This is a genomic window from Nocardia uniformis NBRC 13702 (genome assembly GCF_001613345.1).
Taxonomy (GTDB): Bacteria; Actinomycetota; Actinomycetes; order Mycobacteriales; family Mycobacteriaceae; genus Nocardia; species Nocardia uniformis.
Map to the genome: position 1 here is coordinate 1 of NZ_BDCE01000077.1, position 23,678 is coordinate 23,678.

The following is a 23,678-nucleotide window of genomic DNA, read 5'->3' on the forward strand; positions in this document are numbered from 1 at the left end:
CACGAGCAGCAGTAGTGCCGCAGCGACCTCGGCACAGCCCAGCACGATCTCATACGGTTCGGACGCCGCGGTCTGCGACCACAACACCGACATCGGGCTCATATCCCCGAACGGTTGCACCAGCCGATACAGCGCGAATGTCATCTGCGACGGCAGCACCTTGATGACCCCGTACAGCAGTAGGGACGCCACCAGCGCGAACCGCACCACCAGCCGCAACCAGCCGTGCAGCCGCACGTACTCCCACCGCCGTCGATCGAGTACCGACCACACCGCGGCAATCAGCACCGACACCACCAACCAGGTGAACGTCGACACCCAGTGGGCCACGGTGTCCCCGCTGCCGGTCTCCGCATAACTCAACGCGGTCTCGATACCGAAAACCCGTTCGGCCACCCAGTCGTTCAGCGGGTACAGCGCCCACCACTTCCACGTGGCGACCACCCACTCATGAGGAGCTCCGAAGGTTCGCAGCAGCGCGAGAACCAACCATTGCCCCGCCGTACCGACACCCAAATACACGAACCCGAATCGAAACAGCACCCGAGTAATCGGATGCCACCGTTCGGCAGGGACGCTCGGCTCCACCACATCTCCCTCCCCGGCCCCACGGCATGGAACCCGCCGGGAGCAGACGGTATTGCGCGAGCACCCACCGCGAAATCCGGCAGAACCTCTGCCCCAGGTTCCTCGGCCCCCGAAAACACCGGCAACACAACGGCACACCCCGTCACTGCGAATCTCCCGCCTGTGACAAGGTGGATCGGGTGACACCGAGCCACGACGTATCCGATCTCCGCCCGACCCCTTGGTCCGACACCACGGCGGCTCCCGGTGATCTCCGCGCCGCGAAAGCACTCGTCTACGATCCCTGCGGCTTCGTCTGCACCCAGCCGATCGCCGAACCCGAGAGCGCCGCCTACGCCGCCCATGAATTCACTCTCGACGGCCGCGGCGTCCGCTTCCGCGTGGCCAGAACCACCCCCACCAAGGTCGGCCAATTCGTCACCGTATGGAAGCGGTCCGCGGCCGGCCCGATAGCTCCGTTCGACACCACCGACCCGATCGACCTCTTCGTCATCAGCACCCGCGAAGACCAGCACTTCGGCCAATTCGTCTTTCCCGCCGCCGCCCTCCGCCACCAGGGCGTCCTGTCGACGAACGGCTCCGGCGGCAAACGCGCGTTCCGCGTCTACCCACCCTGGGTGACCACCACCAGCCGCCAAGCCGACCGCACCCAAACCTGGCAACTGAACTATTTCCTGGACCTACACCAACCCGTCGACACTGCCCGCGCCCGAGCGCTCTACCACTCCTGAAGCGTGGGCTACCGATATCCCGGAACCGCGCGCCCGCCGAATGTTCGGCGTCGGGGGAACATTCGGGACGCTGTGTTCGTCGGAGCGGCGACCGAGCCGACCGGGTGGGATGATCGGTTGGCATGAGCGCCTTGCGGATTGCGCGGTGGGGAATTCTGGCGGTGCTGGTCGTGCTGGCGGCGGGGTGTGGTGCGCATGGCGATCCACCGCCGAAGTCGGTGAACGCGGAGCTCGGTGCGGAGTTCACGCTAGCGCCCGGTAGCACCGGACATATCGATAGCGACCGCGTTCAGGTCCTGTTTCGCGAAGTGACGGAGGACAGTCGGTGCCCGGTGGACGTCGATTGTGTGTGGCCGGGCGACGCGGCCGTTGTCGTGACGGTGACTGTCGAGAATGCGGAATCCGAGCATGAGCTGCATTCGAATCCCCAGTTCACCACCGCGGTGACGGTCGAGGGCTATCACATCCGACTGGTTGACCTGGAGCCCTCGCCGTGGGGCTCGAAAGACGTTGCCCCGGATGCCTATCGGGTAGACCTGCTCGTCACCCGAGCGTGAACTGCTTCGGTGCGAAACTCGGTCGGTCACAGGCTGAGTAAACCGGCGGTCACTTCTCCGGTTACTGTCGAGGTGTTCGTATTGCTGTCTGTTGGAGGTAGATATGGCTCGGATTCCCGCGGTACCGACTGCGCTGCTGGCGGCCGGTGGACTCACCGGTGGCTTCGCTCTCGCGCAGGCCACCAAGAAGCGGCAGTTGGGTGGAGTGGTGTTCGCGGCGGGGACGGCGGCGGCGTTTCCGCGGTGGCGCGAGACGGTGGGAACCGGTGGGGCCGCGGCACTGACCGGGTTGTCGATCGGCGCGATGGGTGCGTCGCATCCATTGGCGAAGAAGATCGGATCGTGGCCGTCGGTGGCGGTCGTATCCGGTGTTGTCGCGCTGGCCGCCTGGGCGGCGGTCGATCGTCGCGCCTGACCGGAAACGACAAGCAGGTCAGAACAGCGGCTCCCGTTCTGACCTGCTCTTGTTCGCCATCAGCGCGTAGTGCTCGCGAGTTCGGCGGGCACGTTGCCACGCAGGATGGCGTCGCAGGTATCCGCGGGCCATTCCAGCGCCGTGTCGAGCTTGGCCAACGTATCCGCGGCGGGCGACTCGGTGAGGGCGCGTTCGATCTGGCTGATCACACCGGCGGAGGGACCGCCGTTGCGAGCGACATCGGCTTGCGTCCAGCCCTTCTCGCGTCGGCGTTCCTTGACGCGGTCCGCCAGGGCCTTGATATCAGGGTGTTCCAAAGGTGCGGCTGAGTTATCGGATGGCAATACCGGAGTTTCGCGTACAACAGCTGGTTTCGGTTGAGCTCCCCCGGAAGCCAGCAGAGCCTGGGTGATTAGTCTCGATCGCTTCCGCCTGCCCATTTTCGCCATGGACCCTCCTCGTTCTGTCGATGCAAGTCCCACTGGAGCACGAGAAAGGTTGCCATGAGTCCGCGCGGATCCCGAGCATGAGCCGAGGTTCGGCGTGCCGTTAACCATCAGCATCACCCCACCCGCCCTACTGGATCGGTCCGGAACCGGCTTGGTATGAATGCCGGGTGGCTCGACACCTTTATCTCTGCCCCCTGCGCTGGTCCGATATGGACACCGACGGTCATGTGCACAATGCCGCCCATCTCCGCTACCTGGAGGAAACCCGGATCGACCTGTTCCGGTCGCGTGGGTTCACCGGATCCTGCGTGGTAGCGCAGATGGATATCGACTACCTGACGCCGCTGCGGTATCGGGCACATGCGGTGCGGGTGGAGACCTGGGCGACCAAGGTGGGCGGATCATCCTTCACGCTGATGCAGGAGATCCGCGACGAGGATGTGCTCTACTCGACGGCCAGCTGCACCATGGTCGCCTTCGACACCGGCGCACAACGTTCCCGACCACTCCAGGACAGCGAGCGCGACATGCTCGAAGAGCTGAGCGTCTGATGCACACCTACGCTATCCAGCTGCGCCGCACCGATATGGACGCATTGCAGCACCTGAACAATGTGGTCTTCGCCCAGTACCTCGACGAGGCCCGCGCCGACCTCCTCACGCGCCACGAAACACCCCCCGCCCCATGGCGAGTCGTGGTCGCCAACCAGCGGCTCACCTATCGCATGCCGCTGGTCTTCCGGCCCGAACCGGTGACCGTGACCTCCACCCTGGACCGCATCGGCACCACCTCCTTCACTCTGATCCACGAGGTGCGCGATGACCGGTACGTGTATCTCGCGGCCACGTGCACGCTGGTGGCGGTGGACGAGAGCGCACCCCGCCCGCTCAGCACCGCCGAGCGCGACTACCTCACGAGCCTGTCCGCGCCACGAAACCACTGAGCTCGACGTCGCCTTGTCGCCCGACCACCTCGTCATTCCGGTGACCGTGCCGCCCGGGGGGATGACAGGGCAGGAGCGGCAGTGCGTTGCCGTCCCAGCAAGAGGCCTCGATACAGCTGAGTGCGCCTCGACATGAGACGCCGCTGGATACCGGTACGCGCAACGGCCCCCGGCACAATGCCCGGGGGCCGTTCACTTTTCGCGACATTTCTCCAGTCGACGGACAGTTCACGCGACCGCAGCGAGTTCCCGAACCTCCTGTCGCGGCCAGCGCCGGTGTTCGGCGTCGATGATGTACGGGTGGGTGTGCTGGTAAAGACGGTCACTCACGCGGACGGCATCGGCCAACCGGATCGGATCGATGGTGCCGACCTCGTGCAGGTGCGTCAGGACCTCCGGGTCGTACCGGGGCCACATCCGCAGTGCCACGGCGATTCCGACACCGGCGATTGCCGTGAGGGTCACCAGTGTGATGGTGAAACCGGCAGCGGCGGTCAGCCACCCGGCGATCGGGTAGGTGATCAGCCAGGCCAGGTGCGAGAGCGAGAACTGGGCGGCGAACAGCGCGGGCCGGTCGGCGGCGTGCGAGGAGCGGCGCAGAACCTGACCGATCGGGGTGAGCACCGCCGCGGTGCCCGCACCGACCACGGCCCACACCGCGATCGCGGCAGCCCAGCTCCAGCTCCCGACGGGAGCGACCGAGAGCGCGATAGCCGATACCAGCCCGGTGACGAGAGTGGCGGCCCCGCCCAGCATTACCGGCCGGGCACCGATGCGATCGAGCACCCGCGGCAGCGACAGCGCGCTGATCATGGTGCCGAACCCGTTGGCGGCCAAGAGCATTGCCACCCCGGTCTGCGTGCCACCGAGCGTATCGCGCACATAGTTGACGGTATTGACCATGATCACCGAACCGGCGGCCGCGACCACCAGGTTGAGGCCGAGCAGTCCGCGCAATCGGGGCGTGGCGGCGAAGATTCGCATACCCACCGCGATCCGCTCCCGGAACGACCCCTCGGCCGCGGCACCGGCATTCGGGATGCGGGTCGTGACCACCAGGACGGCCGAAACGGCGAATCCGATTGCCGTACCGACGAACAGCCAGTGGAAGCTGATGAGCAGGAGCGCCGCCGCGGCCAGCATCGGGCTCAGCAGCGTCTCCATGGTCGCGGCCAATTGCGCGGCCGACAACGCCCGGGTGTACTCGCGCTCATCGGGCAGGATGTCGGGAATGATGGCCTGATAGGTGGGAGTGAACGCGGCGGAGGCGGTTTGCAGCACCGCGATCAGCACGTAGATGTGCCAGACCTGATCGATAAACGGTAGCGCCAAGACCACGGCGGCTCGAATCACATTGAGCCCGAACAGGAATAGCCTTCGCGGGAACCGGTCGACATAGGCGGCCACAATCGGCGCGACCGTGACGTAGACCAGCATCTTGATCGTCAGCGCGGTGCCGAGAACCGCGGTCGCGTCGGCTCCGGCGAATTCGTAGGCGAGCAGGCCCAATGCGACGGTGGTCAGTCCGGTACCGAATAGGGCGGATACCTGGGCGGTGAACAACCGCAGGTAGTCGCGGTTCTTGAACAATGAGGTGATCATCGGGTTGTCCTTCTGGTCCTGCTGGTGGTGCGGCTGCGAGTGACTTCCCTCGTCCGGACGCGCCGATATCCCTCGATCGGTCACCGCGTCACCGGGAATATCCCGGTGACGCGGTCGCGGGGAGTGGCGTCAGGCTTGGACGAGTGCGAAGCCGAGATTTTCGACGGTGTCGCGGATCGCGGCATCGTCGATGGCGCCGGTGACGGTCACCCGGCCGGTGGCGAGGTCGATATCCACGCCGTCGACACCGGACAGCTCGCCGATCCCGGCCTTGACCTTCCCGACACAGCTGCCACAGGACATCCCGGAAACCGTGTAGGTGCTGACGCTGGCGTTGCTGCTCATTTCGTTCCTCCGTATGCGGTAGGGGACTTCCCGGCGAGAACAATACGACGACCGTGACCGAAAGTAAACCCCTACCCCCTATGGGTATCTGAAGAATCGAGTTTTCCCACGTCGAGATCCAGAATCAGGACTGCGAATCAGCGGATCTACTGAGATGGCAGCCGTGTCGTCGGCGCGGCTCCCGTCATCCCGGCACGCTTTCGACCGAGATGCACTTACTCACCAGGTGTGGATTCCGGCCAAGAGCACACCGGATGACGGGGGATGTTGCGCGCAGGACCCGATAGCCCAGCTGGCTGGTTGCGTCCCGTTCCCGCCGCCAGCCCCTGACCATCGGGCCTGTTCCGCGGTGTCCCCTAGCTGCCTATTTCTGCGGCATTCGGGTGATCGTGGGGTTGATCACTTCCAGGGCAGGCAGCCGGCGGCGCGCAGGCGTGCCACCAATCCGGAAGAAACGGTGGCGCTGGAGCCGTTCCCCGCGCCGAGGGCGGTCAACAGGTCCACGCCGAGTCCGGCGCCGAGGGAGCATCCCAGCAGGTTGATATCGATCGAGATGGTTTCATCGGCCCCCTCGGGGGCGGGCTCATCGGCATACGCCGCACCTGTTCCGGCCACGGTTGCGGCGGCCAGCGCCACGGCGACAACGCCGACTTTGATGGATCGCATTCATCCTCCTGATACGCGCGGTTTAGGCAGTTTTCCTGCCAGGCAGTCGATTTGACCTGCTCAGCGACCGTACCGAACGCCTGGACCCAGCGATCAACCCGGTCGCGGCAACCCGGCAGCATACGGCCCGGAGTGCTTCCGCAACCACCGGATTCCCGGCCCCGAGCACGTCGACTCGGAGCCGGGAACCGACTTCGCTACTCGCTCACGGTCAGGACCGTGCCCGCCGCCACGGTCCGACTACCTTCCCGGATGGCGAAGCCGAGACCGGGCTCGAGCGGGACCGGACGACCCAGGGTGACCGCCATCTCGACGGTCTCCCCCGGCCGCGCCCGCCCCTCCGGCAGCACCACATCGCCGACCACATCACCGGTGCGCAGGTAGAACTGCGGCCGGTATCCGGTGACGATGGGAGTGCGCCGCCCACCCTGGGCCGCGGTGAGCAAATGCACGCGGGCGGTGAATTCGGTGTGCACGGCGATGCTGCCGAGCGCCGCGACGACCTGTCCGCGCCGCACCTGCCCACGCTGCACACCGCGCAGCAGCAACGCCACATTGTCCCCGGCCTCCGCCGATTCCATGGTGCGGCCGAAGGTTTCGACACCGGTGACCACCGATTCGACGCTGTCGCCGTACCCGAGCACCGCCACTCGATCGCCCATCCGCACGCGCCCACGCTCGATGGCCCCCGTCACGACGGTGCCGCGACCGGTAATGGTGAGCACGTTCTCGACCGGCATGAGGAACGACGCGTCGGTGTAGCGCACCGGCATCGGCACATGGGTGTCGACGGCGTCGAGCAGCCCCAGCAGCGCCTGTGCCCACCGCGGATCGCCGTCGAGCGCACGCAGCCCCGACACCGGCACGACCGGCAGTCCGCTACCGTCGTACCCGTTGGCGGACAGCAGCTCCCGCACTTCCAGCTCGACCAGCTCCAGCAGCTCGCCGTCTCCGGCATCGGCCTTGTTGAGGGCGACCACAATGTGCTCGACCCCGACCTGCCGGGCCAGCAGCACGTGCTCCGCCGTCTGCGGCATGACGCCGTCGAGCGCCGACACCACCAGAATCGCGCCGTCCAGCTGCGCGGCCCCGGTGATCATATTCTTCACGAAGTCGGCGTGCCCCGGCATATCCACGTGCGCGTAATGCCGTGTGGCCGTTTCGTATTCGACGTGCGCGATATTGATGGTGATACCCCGCGCGATCTCCTCCGGAGCCCGGTCGATGCGATCGAACGGCACGAAGGTGCCACCATCGCGCTCGGCGAGCACCTTGGTAATGGCGGCGGTCAAGGTGGTCTTGCCGTGGTCGACATGTCCCATGGTGCCGATGTTCAGGTGCGGCTTGGTACGAACGAAGGCCTGCTTGGCCATGATGAATTCTCCGTCCGGGAGTCGTGATTCGAGGGAACCTCAGCAGCGAGCAGACCTTCGCCGTCTGAGGTCCCGGGACATCCCGGCGAAGGTCAGCGTCGTGCGCCGTCGAATGCGGAGACCACCAGCGCAGCGGCCATCGCACCCGCGACTGCGGGTGTTGCGGCGATGGCGTGCGTGAACATGAGCAATAGCGTGCCCGACCGGCACCTCTGAGCGCCAGCCATTTTCGGGTGCTAGTCGTAGGCGGGCAGGAGGCGTCCGCGCCCTTCGAATACGGCGGTATCGAACAGCGTGCAGTAGGTCTGCTGCACCGCCGCGGCGACCGCACCCGGGCGTAGGAAGGCGTCGAGCCGGTGGGCGGTCTGCACCAGCCGCACCGCACACCGCCCCGCCTGTTCGCCTCTGGACAGCAGCCGGTGTTCGAGCTGGTACGCCAGATCCATACAGGCTGAACCGATTTCGGCGTACGCCTGCGCCTCCTGCTCCCACTCCGGTCGGCCGGCCCGGCCCGAGAGCTCCAGCACCGCCACGACGGCGGCCAGCTCACCGGCGGCGCGCTCGAGCCGCCGCCGGTAGCGGACCAGACCGTTCCTGGCGTGCAATGTGCTCGCGGTGACCGGAGCCTGCCGCTGGATCCGGTCGGCTTCCGCCGATCGGGCCACACCCCGCAGCGCGGCGCCGGGCAGGTCGCGCACGAGCCAGTCGACGGCGAATTCCTCGTCGATATCCACAACCAGCACCGTCAAAACTCCTCGTCCAGACCTGTCGTACGCCGTGTGCGGGGGGTTAGCCAATATTGGCAGAGAGGTCCGGAATCATCCGGTAGGCCTCGTCCTGCCAGGTATTCCAGGCGTGGATGCCGAATGCGGGGAACGAGTAGGTGATATTGCCGCCGCCGAGGGAGGCCATCCGCACCTGGAAGGCGCGAGTATTGGCCAGCGCCAAGGCTTCAAGGGCCATCCCGTTGGCCGTGGCGACGCTGGGCGCATCCGTGGCGCCGGGGCGGCCGCTGGCCGCGGCCACCCACAGGCGAGTGCCATTGGCGATCAGGTTCGGCGCGAAGACGAACGGATCCATCCGCAACCACTGCGGCCCCCACGGCGGCGCCATGGAATCCACGTTGTAGCCGCCCGCGTCGAGCATGGCCACGCGAATGGCCTCGCGCATACCGGGTGCGGAGATATTCAGGTAGCCGGAGTACGCACCCGCGAAACTGAACTGATCCGGGTGATAGGCGGCCAGTGTCAGCGCGGCGCTACCGCCCATGGAAAGGCCGAAAACGCCATTGCGGTGGGGGTTGAAGCCCAGCCGATCTCGCAGCGCCCAGCGCAGATCGCGGCTCAGGAAGGTCTCCCACTCGTAGCGGTAGCTCTTACCCGGACCGCCCGACAGCGCGTCCGTGGCACCGGAACCCGTATTGCCGGGCCCGGTCCCCGCCGGCACACCGAAGAATTCGCTCGGGGCATTCCAGTCGGCGTAGAAGCTCGACTGCCCGCTCACCGGCATGACGACATTGATATTCCAACTCGCCAGCAGCTCGGCGACATTGGTCTCGATCTCCCACCCATTGAGATCCTCCCGCGCCCGCATACCGTCGAGGGCGTATACGACCCGATTGGTATTGCCGTCGGCCGCGCGGACAATCCTGGTCTTGATCGGCCCCATGGCCGGGGAATCCACCCAGAAATCGAAAGCGGCCGGAGTGAACGCCGCCGAGGCGGTTGCCGTCGACCCCACCACCGCTATTCCCGCGGACAGCACCGCTACCAGCCCCAACACCACACTTCTGCAACGGAAACCGAACCGTCTCGCCGAATTCGACGCTGTGCGAGTCAATCGCATCGATGTCGACCCTTTCACTCATGCGCTCGCTGAAACAGCAAGGCACACACAGAGACCGGTCCCCACGCCGGAATGGACACGAGCACCGTGTGCTCTAGGGACCTATCGCCACGAACAGCCAATGTGTTGCCGACAGTTAGCTATCAGTTCTATGCCGTGCATCACAGCGGGGCAGCCGACCGGGTTCAGGCGATATCGGTGCCGAAAAATGGCAGGTATCCGATGCGGAAAGATCATCGTCCGGAGTACAACGGAATAGTGACCGCTGGAAAGCTCTTCGCTGTACTCGCGTGTGCCATCGCCGCCTCCGTCGTTCTCGTCCAGCCCGCGGCGGCGGCTCCCACGGGGGCGAGGGTGGTCGCCGAAGTTCCTATCGACGATCGCATCTCGCGGGTGGACGTCTACTCCCCCGCCATGGATCGGGTCATCTCCAACCGAGTCATCCGGGCGGCGGGCGGCTCCGCGCCGACGCTGTACCTGCTCACCGGCGCGGGTGGCGGTGAGGACGGGATCTCGTGGTGGGACGACACCGATATCCGAGAGTTCTTCGCGGATAAGCATGTCAATGTGGTGCTGCCGACCGGCGGGGCGTTCAGTCTGTACACCGATTGGATCGCCGATGATCCGATCGCCGGCCGCAACCGCTGGCAAACCTACCTGACGCGCGAACTACCGGGTGTGGTCGATGCGCGGTTCGGCGCCACCGGCCGCAATGCGATCGGCGGCGTATCCATGAGCGCGGGTTCGGCGATCGACCTCGCTATCCAAGCCAGCGACGTGTACAGCGCGGTCGCGTCCTACAGCGGATGCCCGTGGAGCTCCGATGCCCGCGGTATCGCCATGGCCAGTGCGGTCGTCCTGCGTGGTGGCGGTAACCCGATGAATATGTGGGGTACGCCCGGCGGTGCCGTGTGGCGCTCCCACGACCCGTTTCTGCAGGCGTCCGCGCTGAGCGGCAAAACCGTCTTCCTCTCGGCCGCCTCCGGCATCCCCGGCGGGATCGATCGGGGTGGAATCCCTTCTCCGATCATCGAATCGATCGCCAGCTCGTGCACCGGAGCGTTCGCCGCGCGGCTGACCGAACTCGGCATGCCGCCGATCTACGTCAATCGCCCGGTGGGCTCGCACACCTGGGGCCAGTTCCAAACCGACCTACACGATTCGTGGCCGCACCTGGCTCGGGCGATCGGGGCCTGAACCAGGGACACGCGACCTCCTGGAGAGAGCAAGCCGGCACCTTGCCCGACCAGGGCAAGCACCTCTCGTTCACGTGGCGTAAGGCCGATGCCGGGTGCCGGTTCGTCCTGCGGGCGGCCGACAGCGCCCGATCGACGAGGCGGCGCACCAGTGCCGGGGAGAAGAGCATATCGCCATCGACGGTGCGGCCGATCGCGGCGAGTAGATCCCCCGCCGCGGTGTCCTTCACCAGGAATCCGGCCGCACCCGCCGCCAGCGCGGGATACAGGTGATCGTCGTCATCGAGGCAACCGCCCGCTCCGATGCGGATGGGCGAGATGGCGCACGGTCATCGGTAGCATGCATCTGGCAGTCTCCGCAGGACGCGGTGCGGGTGCGTCGGAGAGGAGTGATCGGTTGTGAAGGTCTTCCAAATAGGTGCCGCCGGGGGTGTCGGACAGCCGCTCGGCCGACTGCTCAGCGACCGCGGGGATGAGGTCACCGGCATGTACCGCAAACCGGACCAGGCCGATGCCGTTCGCGCGTCGGGTGCGACGCCGGTGGCCGGGGATCTCATTCACGACTCGGTCGAGGAGCTGGCGACGAAGCTGGCCGGGCATGACGCGGTGGTGTTCTCGGCCGGTGCGCACGGTACGGGGATGGATCAGACCACCGCCATCGACGGTAAGGGGCTGGAGAAGGCCGCCGACGCGGCCGCGCTCGCCGGAGTATCGCGGTTCGTACTGGTCTCGGTATTTCCCGAGGCGGGACGGGACCGGGAACCACGCGAGGGTTTCGAGCACTACATGCGCGTCAAGAAGACCGCCGACGTCTACCTGACCCGTACCGACCTCGACTGGCTCATCGTCCGGCCCGGCACACTCCTCGACAAACGGGGCGGCGGCCGGGTAACCGCTGGCGTCGCAATCGAATACGGGTCCGTATGTCGCGAGGACGTCGCCGCGTTCATCGATGCCGCGCTGCACGAGCCGCGCCTGAATCGCGTCATCGTCGAACTCACCGGTGGCGAGACGCCGGTTGCCGACGCAGTCGCCGACCTGGTAGCCGCGACGACCGGCCGACACAGTTCGTAGGTAGGGTGCCCGGAGGCGCGAGATTCCGGTCGTGTTGGCCGAATAGTGGTGCGGCCGTAAACTATTCCGTGCGGCCACCATTGTCGACGGGTATCAGCATGACCGGGACGGTGGCGGTATCGATTGTCGTTCGTACGGTGTGTGCGTGCCCGGGATCCAGCCGCCGCGACCAGCCGAGCACTATAAGGTCGGCTTGTCGGGCCGCGACGTCGACCACATTCTCGCCGGGGGTGCCGCTGCGCAGCACCAGGTTCGGGCGCGGGTGCGGTAGGTGCGGCACACAGAACCGGGCCCGGAATTCCGTCTCCCAGGCCGTGCGTTCGTGTGCGGCCTGATCCCAGCAGGCGGGCACGGTGGTGCGGTCGAAGACGTGCAGCACAATGATTTCGGTGCCCGCGCGGTGGAACAGGCGCGCGGTTTCCGATACCGCGCGCACGGCTTCCTCGGTGCCGTCGAGCGGCACCAGAACACGGTCGATCAGGCCGGGGGTGCCGCCGGGGCGCATGGTCGCGACGGCGGGCACCAGTACGAGCGGGCCACGGCAGCATCCGATAATGTCCCAGGCCGCGCATTCGAGGCTGACGACTCCGATGGCCGCTGCCGGATCGTCGAGGGCATAGAGGAACTCGTCGTTCGAGGCGTCCTTGGGTGTGGTGCGCACCCCGAGGTCGAAGGTTCGCGCGAGCGCGACGGCGACCGCATCCGCCACCGGCGAGGGGCGGACCAGGATGTCATTCACCGTTGTTCTCCTTACCTTGTGGGCCACCATGATTCGCCGACAACCCGCTGTCGGTCGTGGTCCCCCACCTGCACCGTCACCGGGCCGTCGACGCGAATGCCGATACCCGCGCGGGTGATATCGAGTCGGATACAGCGGCCCAGGGCGCGAAAGGCGATGCCCAACCGCGGCCAGCTGTCCGGCAGCACCGGCCGCACCCGCAGTACGCCGTCGCGCACCCGTACACCCGCGAATCCGGTGAGCATCGCCTGCCACACGCCCGCGATGGTGGCCATGTGCAGGCCCGTGGCGGTGCTGCCGGTGCGGTCGTCCAGGTCCAGCCGCAGCGCGGGCCGCAGCATCTCCAGCGCGGCGTCCGGGCGACCGGCCCGCGCCAGCAGGGCGGCCATGCTGGCCGGGGACAGCGAGGAGCCGTGGGCGGTGCGCGGACCGTAGAAATCCAGATTGGCGGCAAGGGTTCCGGGAGCGGTCTCCTCGGGCACCAGCTGGTACATCATCAGGACATCGGGCTGTTTGATCAGCTGCGAGCCCGCCACCCGCTGTTGACCGAGCAGTACATCCACGGCCACCGGTGGTTGGGCGACCTCGGCCATGGTGAGCGGTTCCAGGTCGAAGTATCCCGCGAACTGCTCGTAGCGGCCGTCGGGCCGCAGCTGGTCGACAATCCGCTCGGCCAGTTCACGCCACCGCGCGAATTCCGCTGCCTCGTCGGTATTTCGCGGATGCAATCGTGCCGCGCGACGCAGGTTCCAGCGCGCCATCACATTGGTGAAGGCATTGTCATCGACGGTTTCGTGATACTCGTCGGGACCGATCACGCGGTCGAGGTGGCCGTGACCGTCATCGTCCACCCGGATTCGCGACGCCCAGTAGCGCGCGGTCTCGGTGAGCAGTTCGCGCGCGGTGGTGAGCGTGAAATCCGGTCGCCCGCACCATTCGGCGTAATGATCTGCCGCCCAGGCCACGTCGGCGGTGATGTGCTCCTCCAATTCCCCGGTGAGAATCCGAACCTCGGTGCCGCCGAGGAATCCGCTGCGCGGGGTGACATCGAAACCGTCGGCGGCCGATTCCCAGGGGAAGCGCGCGCCGCGGTGGCCGTCGGCGAGCGCGCGTGCCCGAGCGCCCGGCAGTCGCCGCAGCCGGTAGGCGATCATGGCTTCCGCGGCCGCCGGATCGATACTCGCCATGGCCGGGAGCACGAAAGCATCGGTGTCCCAGAAGACATGCCCGCGATAGCCGGATCCGGAGATACCGCGCGCTCCGATCGCGGATTCGCCGTGTGCCCCCGCATTCGACCACAATTGGAACAGCGCGAACCGCACACCGAGTTCGACCTCCGGATCGTCCGGCAGGTCGATGCCGACGGTGGACCAGCGCCGCGCCCACACCTTGCGATGCTCATCCAGCAGGTCGTCTACACCCAACTCCCAGGCGCGGCGCAGCTCCCGCACCGCCCGGCCCGCACCGCCGTCGTCCTCGTCCGCGGCGCAGGCCACGATGCGATCCAGCAGCGCGGTGTGCTCGGATGCGGTGAGCCGCTGGGACGCGGCCGCCGCTATCGCGCCCACCCCCTCGGATTCGATTCGCAGGCAGCGGGTCTCGGTGCCCGGGCTCGGCGACAGCACCGTGAGTTCGGTGGCGCGCACGGTCGGATCGGGGGTCGGGGGGTGCAGCGGTGGCCCCGGGTCGAGCCGCCCGGCCGCCGCCTCGGCACGCAGCACCAGCACGCCCGGGCGACCGGCGCACGCGAACCGCAGACTGCGAAAGTCTCGGCCGCCAGTGGTTTCGGTCCGGTACAGCACCCCGGAGGCGAGATCGAGGTATCGGTCACCGTCCGCGATCGGCGGGTCGATACCGAGCACGGTCCATCGCGGACCCTCCAGCAGCTGCTGTTCCGGTCCGCTGCCGCCGTAGACCCCGCCGATGAGAACTCCCGGGGCGGCATCGGATTCGGGCCCCTCCGGTGTTCCGCGCGCGCCCACCCCGTGCTCTCCCACGGTGAACACCGCCCCGTCGGCGACTGCAGGGCGCTTCGGGTGCTGCCCGACCGTCCAGACATCATCCTCGGCGGCAATCTCCCCCATCCACGCGGACGCGTCGTCATCATGCGCTGGATCCGGGGCAATGTCGAACAACCCCATTGTCGTTCATCTCCCTCGTATTTCGTTCCCGAAGCGGGCCACACCTCCACCATCCGCCTCGAGCTACCCCATCGCCAGTCCAAACCGTTCCGCCACCCGACCGAGGTCCGTAGCGGCGCACCCGGCGTGGAATGCGAGCAACCCGCCACCGCCACTCGATCGCAATCATCACCGCTGGTCGGAGAGGGTTCCGGGCCGGCCGGCCGGGACGGGAATGCGAGTTGTGGCGCGCCTGCTGCCGGGCGACGCTTACCGGGTGGACTACCTCCGATACGCACAGTTTCTGCCCATCGCTCATCGTGGCGAACCGATCCCCGCCCCCGACCACACCTGGTGGTCCTGGCGGGGGCGGCGGGTTCACGTCGCGCGGGCCGTCGACGCCGGTGCGCCGGTGCGGGTGTTGGCCATTCACGGGGCCGGTGGCCATGCCGGACTGCTGTGGCCGTTGACGGCTGTGGCGCGGCGCGAGGGGGTCGAGGTGATGGCGATCGATCTGCCGCTGTACGGCGATACGGTCGAACCTCGGCCGCGGTCGGTGCGTTATCGCGACTGGGTCGAACTCCTCACCGAATTCGTGTGTGCCGAAACAGAATTCGATGATCGGCCGCTGGTGCTGTTCGGGGCCAGTATGGGTGGGGTGCTGGCCTATGAGACGGCCGCGCGCAGCGGAGCCGTCGCCCATGTGGTGGCGACGTGTCTGCTGGATCCGGCCGATCCCGCCGCCCGCCGCGCGGCGGCACGCTGGTCGCTCACCGGCGGGGTCGCGCCGATGCTGTTGCGCGCCGTGGACCCGATATTCGGTCGGGTACGGGTACCGATCCGGTGGCTGGTCGATATGGGCAATATGAGTCTCGACCCGAAGCTGACGCGCGTGTGCGCCACCGATCCGAAGGGCGGCGGGGTCAGCGTGCCGCTCGGCCTACTCGCCGACTTCTTCAGTTTCGGGCACACCGCCCCGGAGAATTTCGATGCCGCACCGGTGACCCTGGTCCATCCCGCCGCCGACCGCTGGACGCCGCCGGAACTGAGTATCCGGTTCCTGCGCCGTATTCCGAACCACACCCGATTGGTAATGCTGGAGAACTGTGGCCACTTCCCGATCGAGGAACCCGGCGCCACCCAGCTGCGCGATACCTTCCGCGAGGTGCTCGACGCGGTGGCGAAAGCCGCTCCGTGACGGGCCTTCACGATTCCGGAGCGAGCCGCCGCACCAGCGTCATGAGCTGCTCGACGGTCAGCCCGTGCCGCGGCAACACCCGGTGGACGTGAATGTCGACCGTATGCACCAGGCTCCGCGCGGTCGATACCGAGTCGGCCCCGCCGCGCCCGCACCGCTCGAGGTGGAAGGCGACCTCATCGACCAAATGATCCTCAAACGCCTGCAACGCGACCACCTCCACCGGCAGTCGAGGCGCGACCCGGTGCAGTAGCGCATGCAGCAGCGGCCGGTCCCGGTGCAGGTCGACTACCACCTCGAGGATCGCCGCCATCATCTCCTCGAAGGGCGGCTCCGTCCGCCGCATATTGGCGAACACCACCGCGAGCCGAGCGCCGCCCTCGGCGAGGTGGCGCTCGGCGAGGGTGCGCAGCAGGGCGTGCTTATTCGGAAAGTACTGGTACAGCGTGCCGATCGACATTCCGGCTCGCTCGGCGATCCGATTGGTGGTCGCCGCCATACCTTCCCGACCGAAGACCTGCGCGGCCGCCTCCAACAGCGTGTCCACCGTGTCCCGGGACCGACGCTGCCGGGGCAGCTTACGCGCGGAATCGACCATCACATCTCAATCAGCCAGTCCACCAAGGAGTTTACGGGTACGCGCGCCCGCCTCCCCACCGGCGAACACCACGCCGTAGAACTCGGTGGCACCCGCGGCGAAGACCTCCCGGACCCGGGCGGCCACCTGCTCCTCGGAGCCGATGATCGCCAGATCGGCCGGGCCCGCGGCCCCTTCGCGGTCCATCATGGCGCGGTAGGACGGCAGCGTGCCGTAGGCCGCGAACACATTGGCCGCCTTCTCCCGGGCGCCATCGACATCATTGGTGACCAGGACCGGCAGCGCGCACACCACCCGTGGCGCGGGCCGCCCGGCCTCGGCCGCGGCGGCGGCAATGGTCGGCGCGATATGTTCGCGGATGGTCGCCGGACCGGTCATCCACAGCACCGTGCCATCGGTCCGCCGTCCGGCCAACTTCAACATCTGGGTCCCCATCGCCGCCACCAGGACCGGCACCTTGCCCTCATTGGGAACCGTCAGACCAAGATTGGCGCTGACGGTCTCCCCCTGGTACGATACCGACTCGCCCTCCAGCAGTGGCATCAGTACCGACAGGTATTCCTTCATATGCCGGGCGGGTCGGCCGAAGTCGTAGCCGAACATATTCTCGATGACGATCTGGTGCGACAGCCCGATCCCCAGAGTGAGCCGTCCGCGTCCGACCGCCAGCGCCGTGGTGCGCGCCTGCTGAGCCATGGCGGCCGGATGCCGCGGATAGGTCGGCACCACGGCGGTGCCCAATTCGATACCCGGTACCTGGCTGCCCGCGACGGCGAGTGCGGTGAGCGCGTCGATCCCGAAAATATGCGACAACCAGGCCGATTCGAAGCCCTCATCGACAGCCTGCCGCAGATCGTCGGTGAGCCGACTCAGGGCATCCGGTCCGGTCGTTTCATTGAGCAAAATGCCGATCCGCACGCGCGTCTCCTCGTGTCGATGAGTGGTGGTTCAGTCATCCACCCTATGCCCCGAGAGCACGGCGTCGTCGGGATCCACCATGGCTGACACCGCGGGGCCGCGACCGTGGTCGAGCGGCTCGAAAACAGAACACGCGCGCCAATTAATTTGGAAAGGTCCAAAATTCGGCGCGCCGAGCGCAAGCGATCTAGTAATCCTTATCCACCGTTGTTCACGTTACCGAGAACCCGATTTCTAATGTAGCGGCGTTTCGAGTCGAATTATCGTACGAAATCAGGTCATTATGAATACCTTCGCATGGCCCGCCGCTCACCAGGCGGGAGACGTCCATTTCGCGGTATCCCTGTCGGACAATTCCCGAGGGTTCGGCAGGGCTCGAACCTCGGCGTGTCACGACATGATTGGAGCCGCTCGGTAATGAAGGCGTTTCGTTCTACCGCCGTCATCGCTATTCCCTTGGCGGTAGCGACATGGTTTGTCAGCGGTTGCTCGGCAACGAAATCGGATGGCCCGGCGGCGGAGACGCCGTCGGGATTGGAAGCGTTCTATTCACAGCCGGTCGATTGGGTTCCGTGCGGCGTCGCCGAGACTGCCGGATGGTTCCCGGGCGAGACCCTGCCGGGACAGGTATGCGGTCAGGTGGTCGCCCCGCTGGATTATCAGACAGCGCGCGGTCACGCGGTCACCGACACCGAGACGGTTCAGCTCGCCGTCACCCGGCGTCCGGCCGCGGGCGTGAAGAAGGGCACTCTCCTCGCCATCAGCGGGGGCCCCGGTCTTCCCGGCCTCGCCATGGTCGATATGGCCTTTCCGGAATCGGTCCTGTCCCACTTCGACATCGTCGCCTACGACCCGCGCGGTGTCGGGAAGTCCACGCCCGCGATCAGCTGCCCGCATCTGCACGCGCCCGCCGCCGCCGCGGCCGAGAACCGGGTGGATGTGGAAGAGCGGAAGAACCGGGAACTGGTGGCCTCCTGCGTTGCGGGCACGGGCCTGGATGTGTTGCGGCACATCGGATCCGATGAGGCCACCAATGATGTCGATCTGCTGCGCGGCGTACTGGGAGAGCCCCGGATCAACCTGTGGGCAGCGTCGTACGGCACCCAGATCGCCGCTATGTATGCCATACGCTTCCCACACGGGTATCGGGCGGCGGTACTCGACGGCGTAGTGGATATCTCCGAGCGCCAGAACGATATGCTCGCCGCTCAGAAACGTGGTTACCAGGAGACGTTCGACCGCATCGTCGCCTACTGCACCGGCGCGTACGAGGCCGTGGAGCATGCGCGCTGTCCACTGGGCAGCGACCCCGGCAGCGCCCAGTCGACATTCCAGCAGCTGTTGCGCGACGCCGACGCCAGCCCGGTGCCCGCCGCCACCGGCAAACCCGTCACCGCCTCGGACATCCTCAGCGCCACCGCCAAAGGTCTACTGTGGCAGTCGAGATGGGTGCCGTACCTACGGGCTCTCGACGCCGTCCGCCACGGTGACGGCACCGCGATCCGGCGGATGGCCGACAATGGCCATACCGTCGAGGACCCGGATCAGTCGGGTACGTCCGTACCACAGCAGCCCGCCGACGCGCCGGCCACGAAGGCGTCCACCGAACCCTACGCGATCACCGCCATCACCTGCGCCGACACCGCCCGGCCCACCTCGGATCGGGCTGTGCGACAACAGGATGCGCAGGCCCTGATCGAGGCGGCTCCCTTCGAGAACTACCAGCCGCTCCCAGCCGAGTTCCCCCTCGACGTCTGCGACCTGTGGCCGTTCCCCGGCGTGGTACAACCGGCGGCACCCAGTCGCGCGGACGACGCGGCGCCGCTGCTGTTCGTCGCGACCAGGCACGACCCCACCACCCCGATCGGCAATGCCGAACGCATGGCGAAATACCTGGACAGCCCCCTGGTGATTCGTGAGGGCGACGGACACACCTTCGTCTTCGCCGACCAGAACCGCTGCATCGACACCGAGGTCGCCCGCTATCTGGAAGACCCGAATGCGGTGCGGGACAAAGTGTGCCAGTAGGTCGTGCCGAGATCCGGAGCGTGTCAGTCGCCCGCTCGGTTCAGGCGGGCGGCAAGACCCCGTAGATGGGCGGCCAATTCCGGCGGTTCGTCGACGCGGAATTCGAAGCCGAAGGTGGCCAGGTAGATAGCGATCTCGTCGAGGGAGTTCCCGCCGGTGTGCAGCACACAGGATTTCGCGTCGACGGCCTCGAGCACGCCGACGGTCGGGGCGATCCGCTCGGCCGCCGTTTCGGCGGAAGTCAGCAGAGTAATACGGGCCTGATAGCGGTACGGCGCGGTGGTCACCGCCCGCGAGACGAAATCGGCCGCGTCGGGAGCTTCGCGCGGGGTGAAGCGCGGTCCGGTCGGGATACGCGGGGTGAGCCGGTCCACGCGGTAGGTGCGCCAATCCTCGCGGTCCACATCCCACCCGATCAGATACCAGCGTCGGCCGGTGTGCACGAGCCGATGCGGTTCGGCGGTACGGCGCGCGGTTTCACCGCTGTGGGTGCGGTAGTCGAAGCGCACCCGGTGCTGGTCGCGAATGGCGGCGGCAATCGCGGTGAGAGTGTCCGGGTCGACCTGCGGACCACCCGCGGGCACCGCGACCGTCGCCGCCTGCAACGCCGTCATGCGATGGCGCAGCCGCGAGGGCAGCACCTGCTCGAGTTTGGCCAGCGCCCGCAGCGAACTCTCCTCGATACCGGCAATGGTGCCGCCCGCCGCGGTGCGCAGACCCATGGCCACGGCAATGGCCTCGTCATCGTCCAACAGCAGCGGCGGGAGTTTCGCCCCCGCACCCAGCCGATACCCGGACGCACCCGCGGTCGCGTGCACGGGATAGCCGAGACTGCGCAGCTTCTCGATATCCCGGCGCACCGTGCGCACATCCACGTCGAGCTGCCCCGCCAGGTCCGAGCCGGTCCATTCGCGTGGAGTCTGTAGCAGCGAGAGCAGGCGGAGCAGTCGTGCGGAGGTTTCCAACATGAGGTCGATTCTGCTCGACTGCTAGGGCGATAGCCGCCCTAGGAGACTCGCGACATCACGCTCATGAGCAATGAGCACCTCGGTCGTCGGTTCAGGAAATGCCGTCCCGCCAGCATGTGTATGTCACAGACCGGTATGGCCGACTGTGATTTGCTGGGCGTCACGGTGCAGTTCCTCGACCCGAAGGGATCCTGCGACAACGGGGAACACTCAGCCGTCACGTTCTATTGCGCTCCCCTCATGGCAATCGTTCGCGCACTGCCGCCGATGCGATTCGGTGAAGCAGGACGGCGATATGCCGTCCTGCGGCGTGCAGGACAGTTCGTACCGGAAGTCGGTCATCCGGCCTTCACGATCGACCGAATATCAGCCCAGCAGTTGAGCTTTCACCGCCGCGAACTCCGCCTCGGACAGCACTCCGGACGCGCGCGGCTCGCCGTGCTGCTTCAGCTTCGACACCAGGTCGTCGGCGGGGGCCGCCGCCGGTGCGGGTGACAGGGTGAAGCATTGTTCGTGGGCGGATTCGTACCCGCACCGATGCTGGCCAAGGTGCATGCCCGGCTCACTCAGGAAGGTGGCAGCGACGTCGGCGTGCCCATGCGCTGACTTCCCGCATAGCTCGCGTTCCGGGCGGGGACGGGCGACCGGCACGACGACCGCGCTGTCCGGCAACTCCGCACCGTCCCGCGATCGGTTCCCGATCTGAGCCGTGCTGGGCACTGGCGTTCGCCGCGGAATCGCACCGGCCGAATCTTCGCGTCGGCAGGCATCGGCGTGGGCGCGCACTCGACGGCTCCCGGTCTGATGGAATCGAATTTCGCTCTCGTCCGTGAAAATCGCTGACACAGAGAGGTTCCGGTGCTCCATCTGCGGGTGCTCTCCCCCACGGCGTCAACGCCGCAAGTCCTGTCAGCACTGACCGACGAGCCCGGAGCCACCCACGTAACGATCACGCGCGGGGCGGCGTTCGACCCTCCGGGCGATCTCATCGAGGTCGACGTGGCCCGGGCGGCGGCCAATGACCTACTCGATCTGCTGTGCTCGTTGGGCCTGCCCCATGCCGGTGCGATCAGCTTCGGACCTGCCGACGACACGCTCTCCGAATCCGCCCGCCGTGCCGATCGAGAGGTTTCGGGCGGGCGCTCGGTGTCGGATTCCCCATTGCCATGCTCGTCACCGCGGCGGCAACGCTGGTCTGGCTGCGACTCGGCTGGATCGAAGCCGGCGGGGTCGAGACGGCCCGCACCTTCGACTTCATCTACCAGGTCGGACCATTCTCCTTCGTCGTCGCCCTGCTCGCGGGCGCGGCCGGAATGCTGGCACTGGTCACCGCACGGTCCGCGGCCCTGGTCGGAGTGTTCATCTCGGTCACCACCGTGCCGTCCGCCGGACTGGCGGTGCTCGCGATGCTCGCGGGCAAGTGGACTGTCGCCGGAAGCTCGCTGCTGCAATTGGCCGTCAACCTGATCGGCATCGTGACCGCCGGAGTTCTGGTGCTCGCTCTGCGCCCCGGCACCAGCCGCGAGGACGGTCCGATGCGGCGCGGGCGGCACTGGATCGCCTCGAGGTTGGAACAGCGCGGCGCGAAAAGGTGAGTCGCGCCGCGCCAACCACCTCCGACGGTCTACCAATCCTGGATGACACCCAGGCCATCGCCGGGGGACACGATGAGGGCGACGTGCCCGTCCGGGTGCTCGACGGTCTCACCGATGATGTCGCGCAGCGGCGCGAATCGCCACGCATCGTTGTCCGCCAGCTGCGAGCCGGGTGCGAGGGCCACCCACGTGGCGTCGTAGGGAACCACCTGGTCCACGAGAGCGGGTACCGGACCACTGGCCAGCGCGGCCGTCTCACCGGGCGAGAGATCGACGCCGACCGCGCCGGGCCCGACAAGCGGCGTGGCGGCTGCTGCGGATCCGGCACCGATCAATGCGGCGGCGGTGACCCCGGCAGCGGCGGTGAGGGTGATCGTGACGATTCGAGTGCGCATGGGATTCCTCCGGGTGATGGTCGGGTGTAGATCCTCCGAGTGGTGAACGATGCGGTTGAACTCGCAACGAAAGCGAGGATGGCACGCCGGTCATTCGGGCGGGAAGCGGATTGCGACGGCCGTCACACTCCCCCGACACCCGTGCCCGCCCTCACATATAGATCCGAGTAATCTCGGAAATTGCTGCGGCAGTGTGCAATTCGTTCACTATCAGGCATCGGCCAGGCGCTGCGGAGCGCAGCTCCGTACCGGATCGTTACCGTCGGATAGACGCCGGTCACACAGTGGCACGCACGACATTCAATTGCTGAATATTTGCTGACGGGATTCACTGAACGGTATGGATGGAACGATGGTGATGCCCCTCTGTGTGATCCTCGTTGGCTTCTTCGGTCCACTCGCATTGATGGCATTGCGGTGGCGCAAAATCAAGCGCTACGGGGTCGGCGGCGGCGAGTTCAATCAGCCGTTCGCCACCATCGGGGATGGCGGCGTGCCGCCGGGCACGGTCATGCAGGAGAATTTCGGCGACATTGCCGCCGGGCGGACGGAAACAGGTAAGCCGGCTGGCACCCCCGACCGTTTCGACGGGCAACGATGGGTGATCCGCGACCTGAGGAACCAGCCCGACTCCGACTGACTATCCGATAACCTGAGCAATCAACATCCTCGGCCCGAGCGGCCGACGCCGCCATGTTTCCGACCACGGTCGAGGTTCGCGAGTCAGCCGGTGCCGCCGGGTTCGGTGACCCGGTTCTGACAACCCTGCCGCCCGAGCCGATGCGCACACTGCGAGACAGTTACGAGCGCATTCGACTGCGCGCGCTGTCGACCTTGGAGCGAATTCCCGACCACGAGTTTTCCACCGGTCTGGCGAACTTCGCCGCCGACGTCACCGAACGCGGGGACACCCTCGTGTCCCACCCGCGTGGTGACCTGATCGTTCTCCATCGGGCCGGGGGCGACTTCCGATGAAGGAACGACCCATGCGGCAACTCGCGCGAATCAACCGGTACCTGACGAACCCAGCGTTCCGGGCGCTCGCTGCCCGCCTCCCCGGCTACGCCAATGTCGTGCACATCGGCCGCCGAACCGGACGCCACTACCGCACGCCGGTCGGAATCACCCGGCACCACGACGAAATCCGCATCGCACTCAACTATGGACGCCACAGCGATTGGGTGCGCAACGTCCTCGCCGTCGGTGACTTCGAACTCGAACACCGGGGGCGGACCATCGCCCTCACCGACGCGCGGGTAGCCCGACTCGACGGTCGCGACTTCCTGCTCGCGACGACCGAGCCGGACTAGCGCGTCATATCGCGCATCGGATGGC

General features: G+C 66.9%; 26 protein-coding genes and 2 pseudogenes. 13 read left to right on the top strand and 15 right to left on the bottom strand.

The window, feature by feature from the left end; all coding sequences use genetic code 11:
- A pseudogene (locus NU1_RS29365) lies at window positions 1-591 on the bottom strand (DoxX family protein); the annotation flags it as partial.
- Window positions 592-767: 176 nt separating this feature from the next.
- On the opposite strand from NU1_RS29365, the gene NU1_RS29370 reads away from it, so the two are divergent.
- The 3 genes from NU1_RS29370 (at window position 768) to NU1_RS29380 (ending at window position 2,291) form a co-directional block, all read left to right on the top strand.
- On the top strand, window positions 768-1,319 hold the full coding sequence (locus NU1_RS29370) for a MepB family protein (RefSeq protein WP_245720374.1): 552 nt from the start codon (window positions 768-770) through the stop codon (window positions 1,317-1,319).
- A 122-nt stretch (window positions 1,320-1,441) separates the two neighbouring features.
- A complete protein-coding gene (locus NU1_RS29375) occupies window positions 1,442-1,876 on the top strand; it encodes a hypothetical protein (RefSeq protein ID WP_067526600.1) in 435 nt (144 codons plus the stop codon).
- A 103-nt stretch (window positions 1,877-1,979) separates the two neighbouring features.
- Complete coding sequence (locus tag NU1_RS29380) at window positions 1,980-2,291, top strand: hypothetical protein (protein ID WP_067526602.1); 312 nt, start codon at window positions 1,980-1,982, stop codon at window positions 2,289-2,291.
- 59 nt (window positions 2,292-2,350) lie between these two features.
- On the opposite strand, the gene NU1_RS42390 is transcribed toward NU1_RS29380, so the two are convergent.
- Complete coding sequence (locus NU1_RS42390) at window positions 2,351-2,635, bottom strand: helix-turn-helix domain-containing protein (protein ID WP_169815163.1); 285 nt, start codon at window positions 2,633-2,635, stop codon at window positions 2,351-2,353.
- A gap of 272 nt (window positions 2,636-2,907) precedes the next feature.
- On the opposite strand from NU1_RS42390, the gene NU1_RS29390 reads away from it, so the two are divergent.
- Together NU1_RS29390 and NU1_RS29395 are read left to right on the top strand one after the other, a co-directional pair.
- The gene (locus NU1_RS29390; RefSeq protein ID WP_212761461.1) at window positions 2,908-3,291 is read left to right on the top strand and encodes an acyl-CoA thioesterase; all 384 of its coding nucleotides are present in this window, start codon (window positions 2,908-2,910) and stop codon (window positions 3,289-3,291) included.
- On the top strand, window positions 3,291-3,683 hold the full coding sequence (locus tag NU1_RS29395) for an acyl-CoA thioesterase (RefSeq protein ID WP_067526607.1): 393 nt from the start codon (window positions 3,291-3,293) through the stop codon (window positions 3,681-3,683). The genes NU1_RS29390 and NU1_RS29395 overlap by 1 nt, the downstream gene beginning before the upstream one ends.
- A gap of 228 nt (window positions 3,684-3,911) precedes the next feature.
- On the opposite strand, the gene NU1_RS29400 is transcribed toward NU1_RS29395, so the two are convergent.
- From NU1_RS29400 to NU1_RS29425, 6 genes are all read right to left on the bottom strand, one after another.
- The gene (locus NU1_RS29400) at window positions 3,912-5,285 is read right to left on the bottom strand and encodes an MFS transporter (RefSeq protein WP_067526821.1); all 1,374 of its coding nucleotides are present in this window, start codon (window positions 5,283-5,285) and stop codon (window positions 3,912-3,914) included.
- A gap of 129 nt (window positions 5,286-5,414) precedes the next feature.
- Window positions 5,415-5,630, bottom strand: a complete 216-nt coding sequence (locus tag NU1_RS29405) for a heavy-metal-associated domain-containing protein (RefSeq protein ID WP_067526608.1) — start codon at window positions 5,628-5,630, stop codon at window positions 5,415-5,417.
- Between the two features lie 399 nt (window positions 5,631-6,029).
- Window positions 6,030-6,296 (bottom strand): hypothetical protein, encoded by a 267-nt coding sequence (locus NU1_RS29410; protein ID WP_067526610.1) that lies wholly within the window; start codon window positions 6,294-6,296, stop codon window positions 6,030-6,032.
- 197 nt (window positions 6,297-6,493) lie between these two features.
- A complete protein-coding gene (gene tuf / locus NU1_RS29415) occupies window positions 6,494-7,669 on the bottom strand; it encodes an elongation factor Tu (RefSeq protein WP_067526612.1) in 1,176 nt (391 codons plus the stop codon).
- Between the two features lie 236 nt (window positions 7,670-7,905).
- Complete coding sequence (locus NU1_RS29420) at window positions 7,906-8,418, bottom strand: hypothetical protein (protein WP_169815164.1); 513 nt, start codon at window positions 8,416-8,418, stop codon at window positions 7,906-7,908.
- A gap of 40 nt (window positions 8,419-8,458) precedes the next feature.
- The gene (locus tag NU1_RS29425) at window positions 8,459-9,514 is read right to left on the bottom strand and encodes an alpha/beta hydrolase (RefSeq protein ID WP_067526616.1); all 1,056 of its coding nucleotides are present in this window, start codon (window positions 9,512-9,514) and stop codon (window positions 8,459-8,461) included.
- A 258-nt stretch (window positions 9,515-9,772) separates the two neighbouring features.
- Here NU1_RS29425 and NU1_RS29430 point away from each other — a divergent pair, with 258 nt between their 5' ends.
- Both NU1_RS29430 and NU1_RS29440 read left to right on the top strand, forming a co-directional pair.
- Window positions 9,773-10,711, top strand: a complete 939-nt coding sequence (locus NU1_RS29430; RefSeq protein ID WP_067526823.1) for an alpha/beta hydrolase — start codon at window positions 9,773-9,775, stop codon at window positions 10,709-10,711.
- A gap of 398 nt (window positions 10,712-11,109) precedes the next feature.
- Window positions 11,110-11,784 (top strand): SDR family oxidoreductase, encoded by a 675-nt coding sequence (locus NU1_RS29440; protein WP_067526620.1) that lies wholly within the window; start codon window positions 11,110-11,112, stop codon window positions 11,782-11,784.
- Window positions 11,785-11,845: 61 nt separating this feature from the next.
- Here NU1_RS29440 and NU1_RS29445 read toward each other — a convergent pair whose 3' ends face one another.
- Both NU1_RS29445 and NU1_RS29450 read right to left on the bottom strand, forming a co-directional pair.
- Window positions 11,846-12,523, bottom strand: coding sequence for a universal stress protein (locus NU1_RS29445; RefSeq protein WP_067526624.1), 678 nt, complete (start codon window positions 12,521-12,523; stop codon window positions 11,846-11,848).
- Window positions 12,524-12,534: 11 nt separating this feature from the next.
- Entirely contained in the window at window positions 12,535-14,664 is a 2,130-nt protein-coding gene (locus tag NU1_RS29450) for a glycosyl hydrolase family 65 domain-containing protein (RefSeq protein WP_067526626.1), read from the bottom strand.
- 214 nt (window positions 14,665-14,878) lie between these two features.
- Here NU1_RS29450 and NU1_RS29455 point away from each other — a divergent pair, with 214 nt between their 5' ends.
- Complete coding sequence (locus NU1_RS29455) at window positions 14,879-15,841, top strand: alpha/beta hydrolase (protein ID WP_170264213.1); 963 nt, start codon at window positions 14,879-14,881, stop codon at window positions 15,839-15,841.
- A gap of 7 nt (window positions 15,842-15,848) precedes the next feature.
- Here NU1_RS29455 and NU1_RS29460 read toward each other — a convergent pair whose 3' ends face one another.
- Together NU1_RS29460 and NU1_RS29465 are read right to left on the bottom strand one after the other, a co-directional pair.
- On the bottom strand, window positions 15,849-16,439 hold the full coding sequence (locus NU1_RS29460) for a TetR/AcrR family transcriptional regulator (protein ID WP_067526628.1): 591 nt from the start codon (window positions 16,437-16,439) through the stop codon (window positions 15,849-15,851).
- Window positions 16,440-16,445: 6 nt separating this feature from the next.
- Complete coding sequence (locus NU1_RS29465) at window positions 16,446-17,357, bottom strand: LLM class F420-dependent oxidoreductase (RefSeq protein WP_067526629.1); 912 nt, start codon at window positions 17,355-17,357, stop codon at window positions 16,446-16,448.
- 417 nt (window positions 17,358-17,774) lie between these two features.
- Here NU1_RS29465 and NU1_RS29470 point away from each other — a divergent pair, with 417 nt between their 5' ends.
- The gene (locus tag NU1_RS29470) at window positions 17,775-19,385 is read left to right on the top strand and encodes an alpha/beta hydrolase (RefSeq protein ID WP_169815165.1); all 1,611 of its coding nucleotides are present in this window, start codon (window positions 17,775-17,777) and stop codon (window positions 19,383-19,385) included.
- A 23-nt stretch (window positions 19,386-19,408) separates the two neighbouring features.
- On the opposite strand, the gene NU1_RS29475 is transcribed toward NU1_RS29470, so the two are convergent.
- Together NU1_RS29475 and NU1_RS41885 are read right to left on the bottom strand one after the other, a co-directional pair.
- Entirely contained in the window at window positions 19,409-20,353 is a 945-nt protein-coding gene (locus NU1_RS29475; protein WP_067526633.1) for a helix-turn-helix transcriptional regulator, read from the bottom strand.
- A 366-nt stretch (window positions 20,354-20,719) separates the two neighbouring features.
- The gene (locus NU1_RS41885; protein ID WP_157553212.1) at window positions 20,720-21,025 is read right to left on the bottom strand and encodes a hypothetical protein; all 306 of its coding nucleotides are present in this window, start codon (window positions 21,023-21,025) and stop codon (window positions 20,720-20,722) included.
- Between the two features lie 186 nt (window positions 21,026-21,211).
- Between NU1_RS41885 and NU1_RS44380 the strand changes: the two are divergent.
- Window positions 21,212-21,948 (top strand): annotated as a pseudogene (locus tag NU1_RS44380) (DUF389 domain-containing protein).
- Window positions 21,949-21,977: 29 nt separating this feature from the next.
- Here NU1_RS44380 and NU1_RS29490 read toward each other — a convergent pair.
- On the bottom strand, window positions 21,978-22,343 hold the full coding sequence (locus NU1_RS29490) for a hypothetical protein (protein ID WP_067526639.1): 366 nt from the start codon (window positions 22,341-22,343) through the stop codon (window positions 21,978-21,980).
- A gap of 340 nt (window positions 22,344-22,683) precedes the next feature.
- Between NU1_RS29490 and NU1_RS29495 the strand changes: the two genes are divergently transcribed.
- From NU1_RS29495 to NU1_RS29505, 3 genes are all read left to right on the top strand, one after another.
- Window positions 22,684-22,983: a hypothetical protein gene (locus NU1_RS29495; RefSeq protein WP_067526641.1), complete on the top strand. Its 300-nt coding sequence runs from the start codon at window positions 22,684-22,686 to the stop codon at window positions 22,981-22,983.
- 140 nt (window positions 22,984-23,123) lie between these two features.
- Window positions 23,124-23,318 carry a hypothetical protein gene (locus NU1_RS29500; RefSeq protein WP_157553214.1) on the top strand — a complete coding sequence of 65 codons (195 nt, stop codon included), beginning with the start codon at window positions 23,124-23,126 and terminating at the stop codon, window positions 23,316-23,318.
- 11 nt (window positions 23,319-23,329) lie between these two features.
- Window positions 23,330-23,653: a nitroreductase family deazaflavin-dependent oxidoreductase gene (locus NU1_RS29505; RefSeq protein WP_067526827.1), complete on the top strand. Its 324-nt coding sequence runs from the start codon at window positions 23,330-23,332 to the stop codon at window positions 23,651-23,653.
- Window positions 23,654-23,678: the final 25 nt, after the last annotated feature.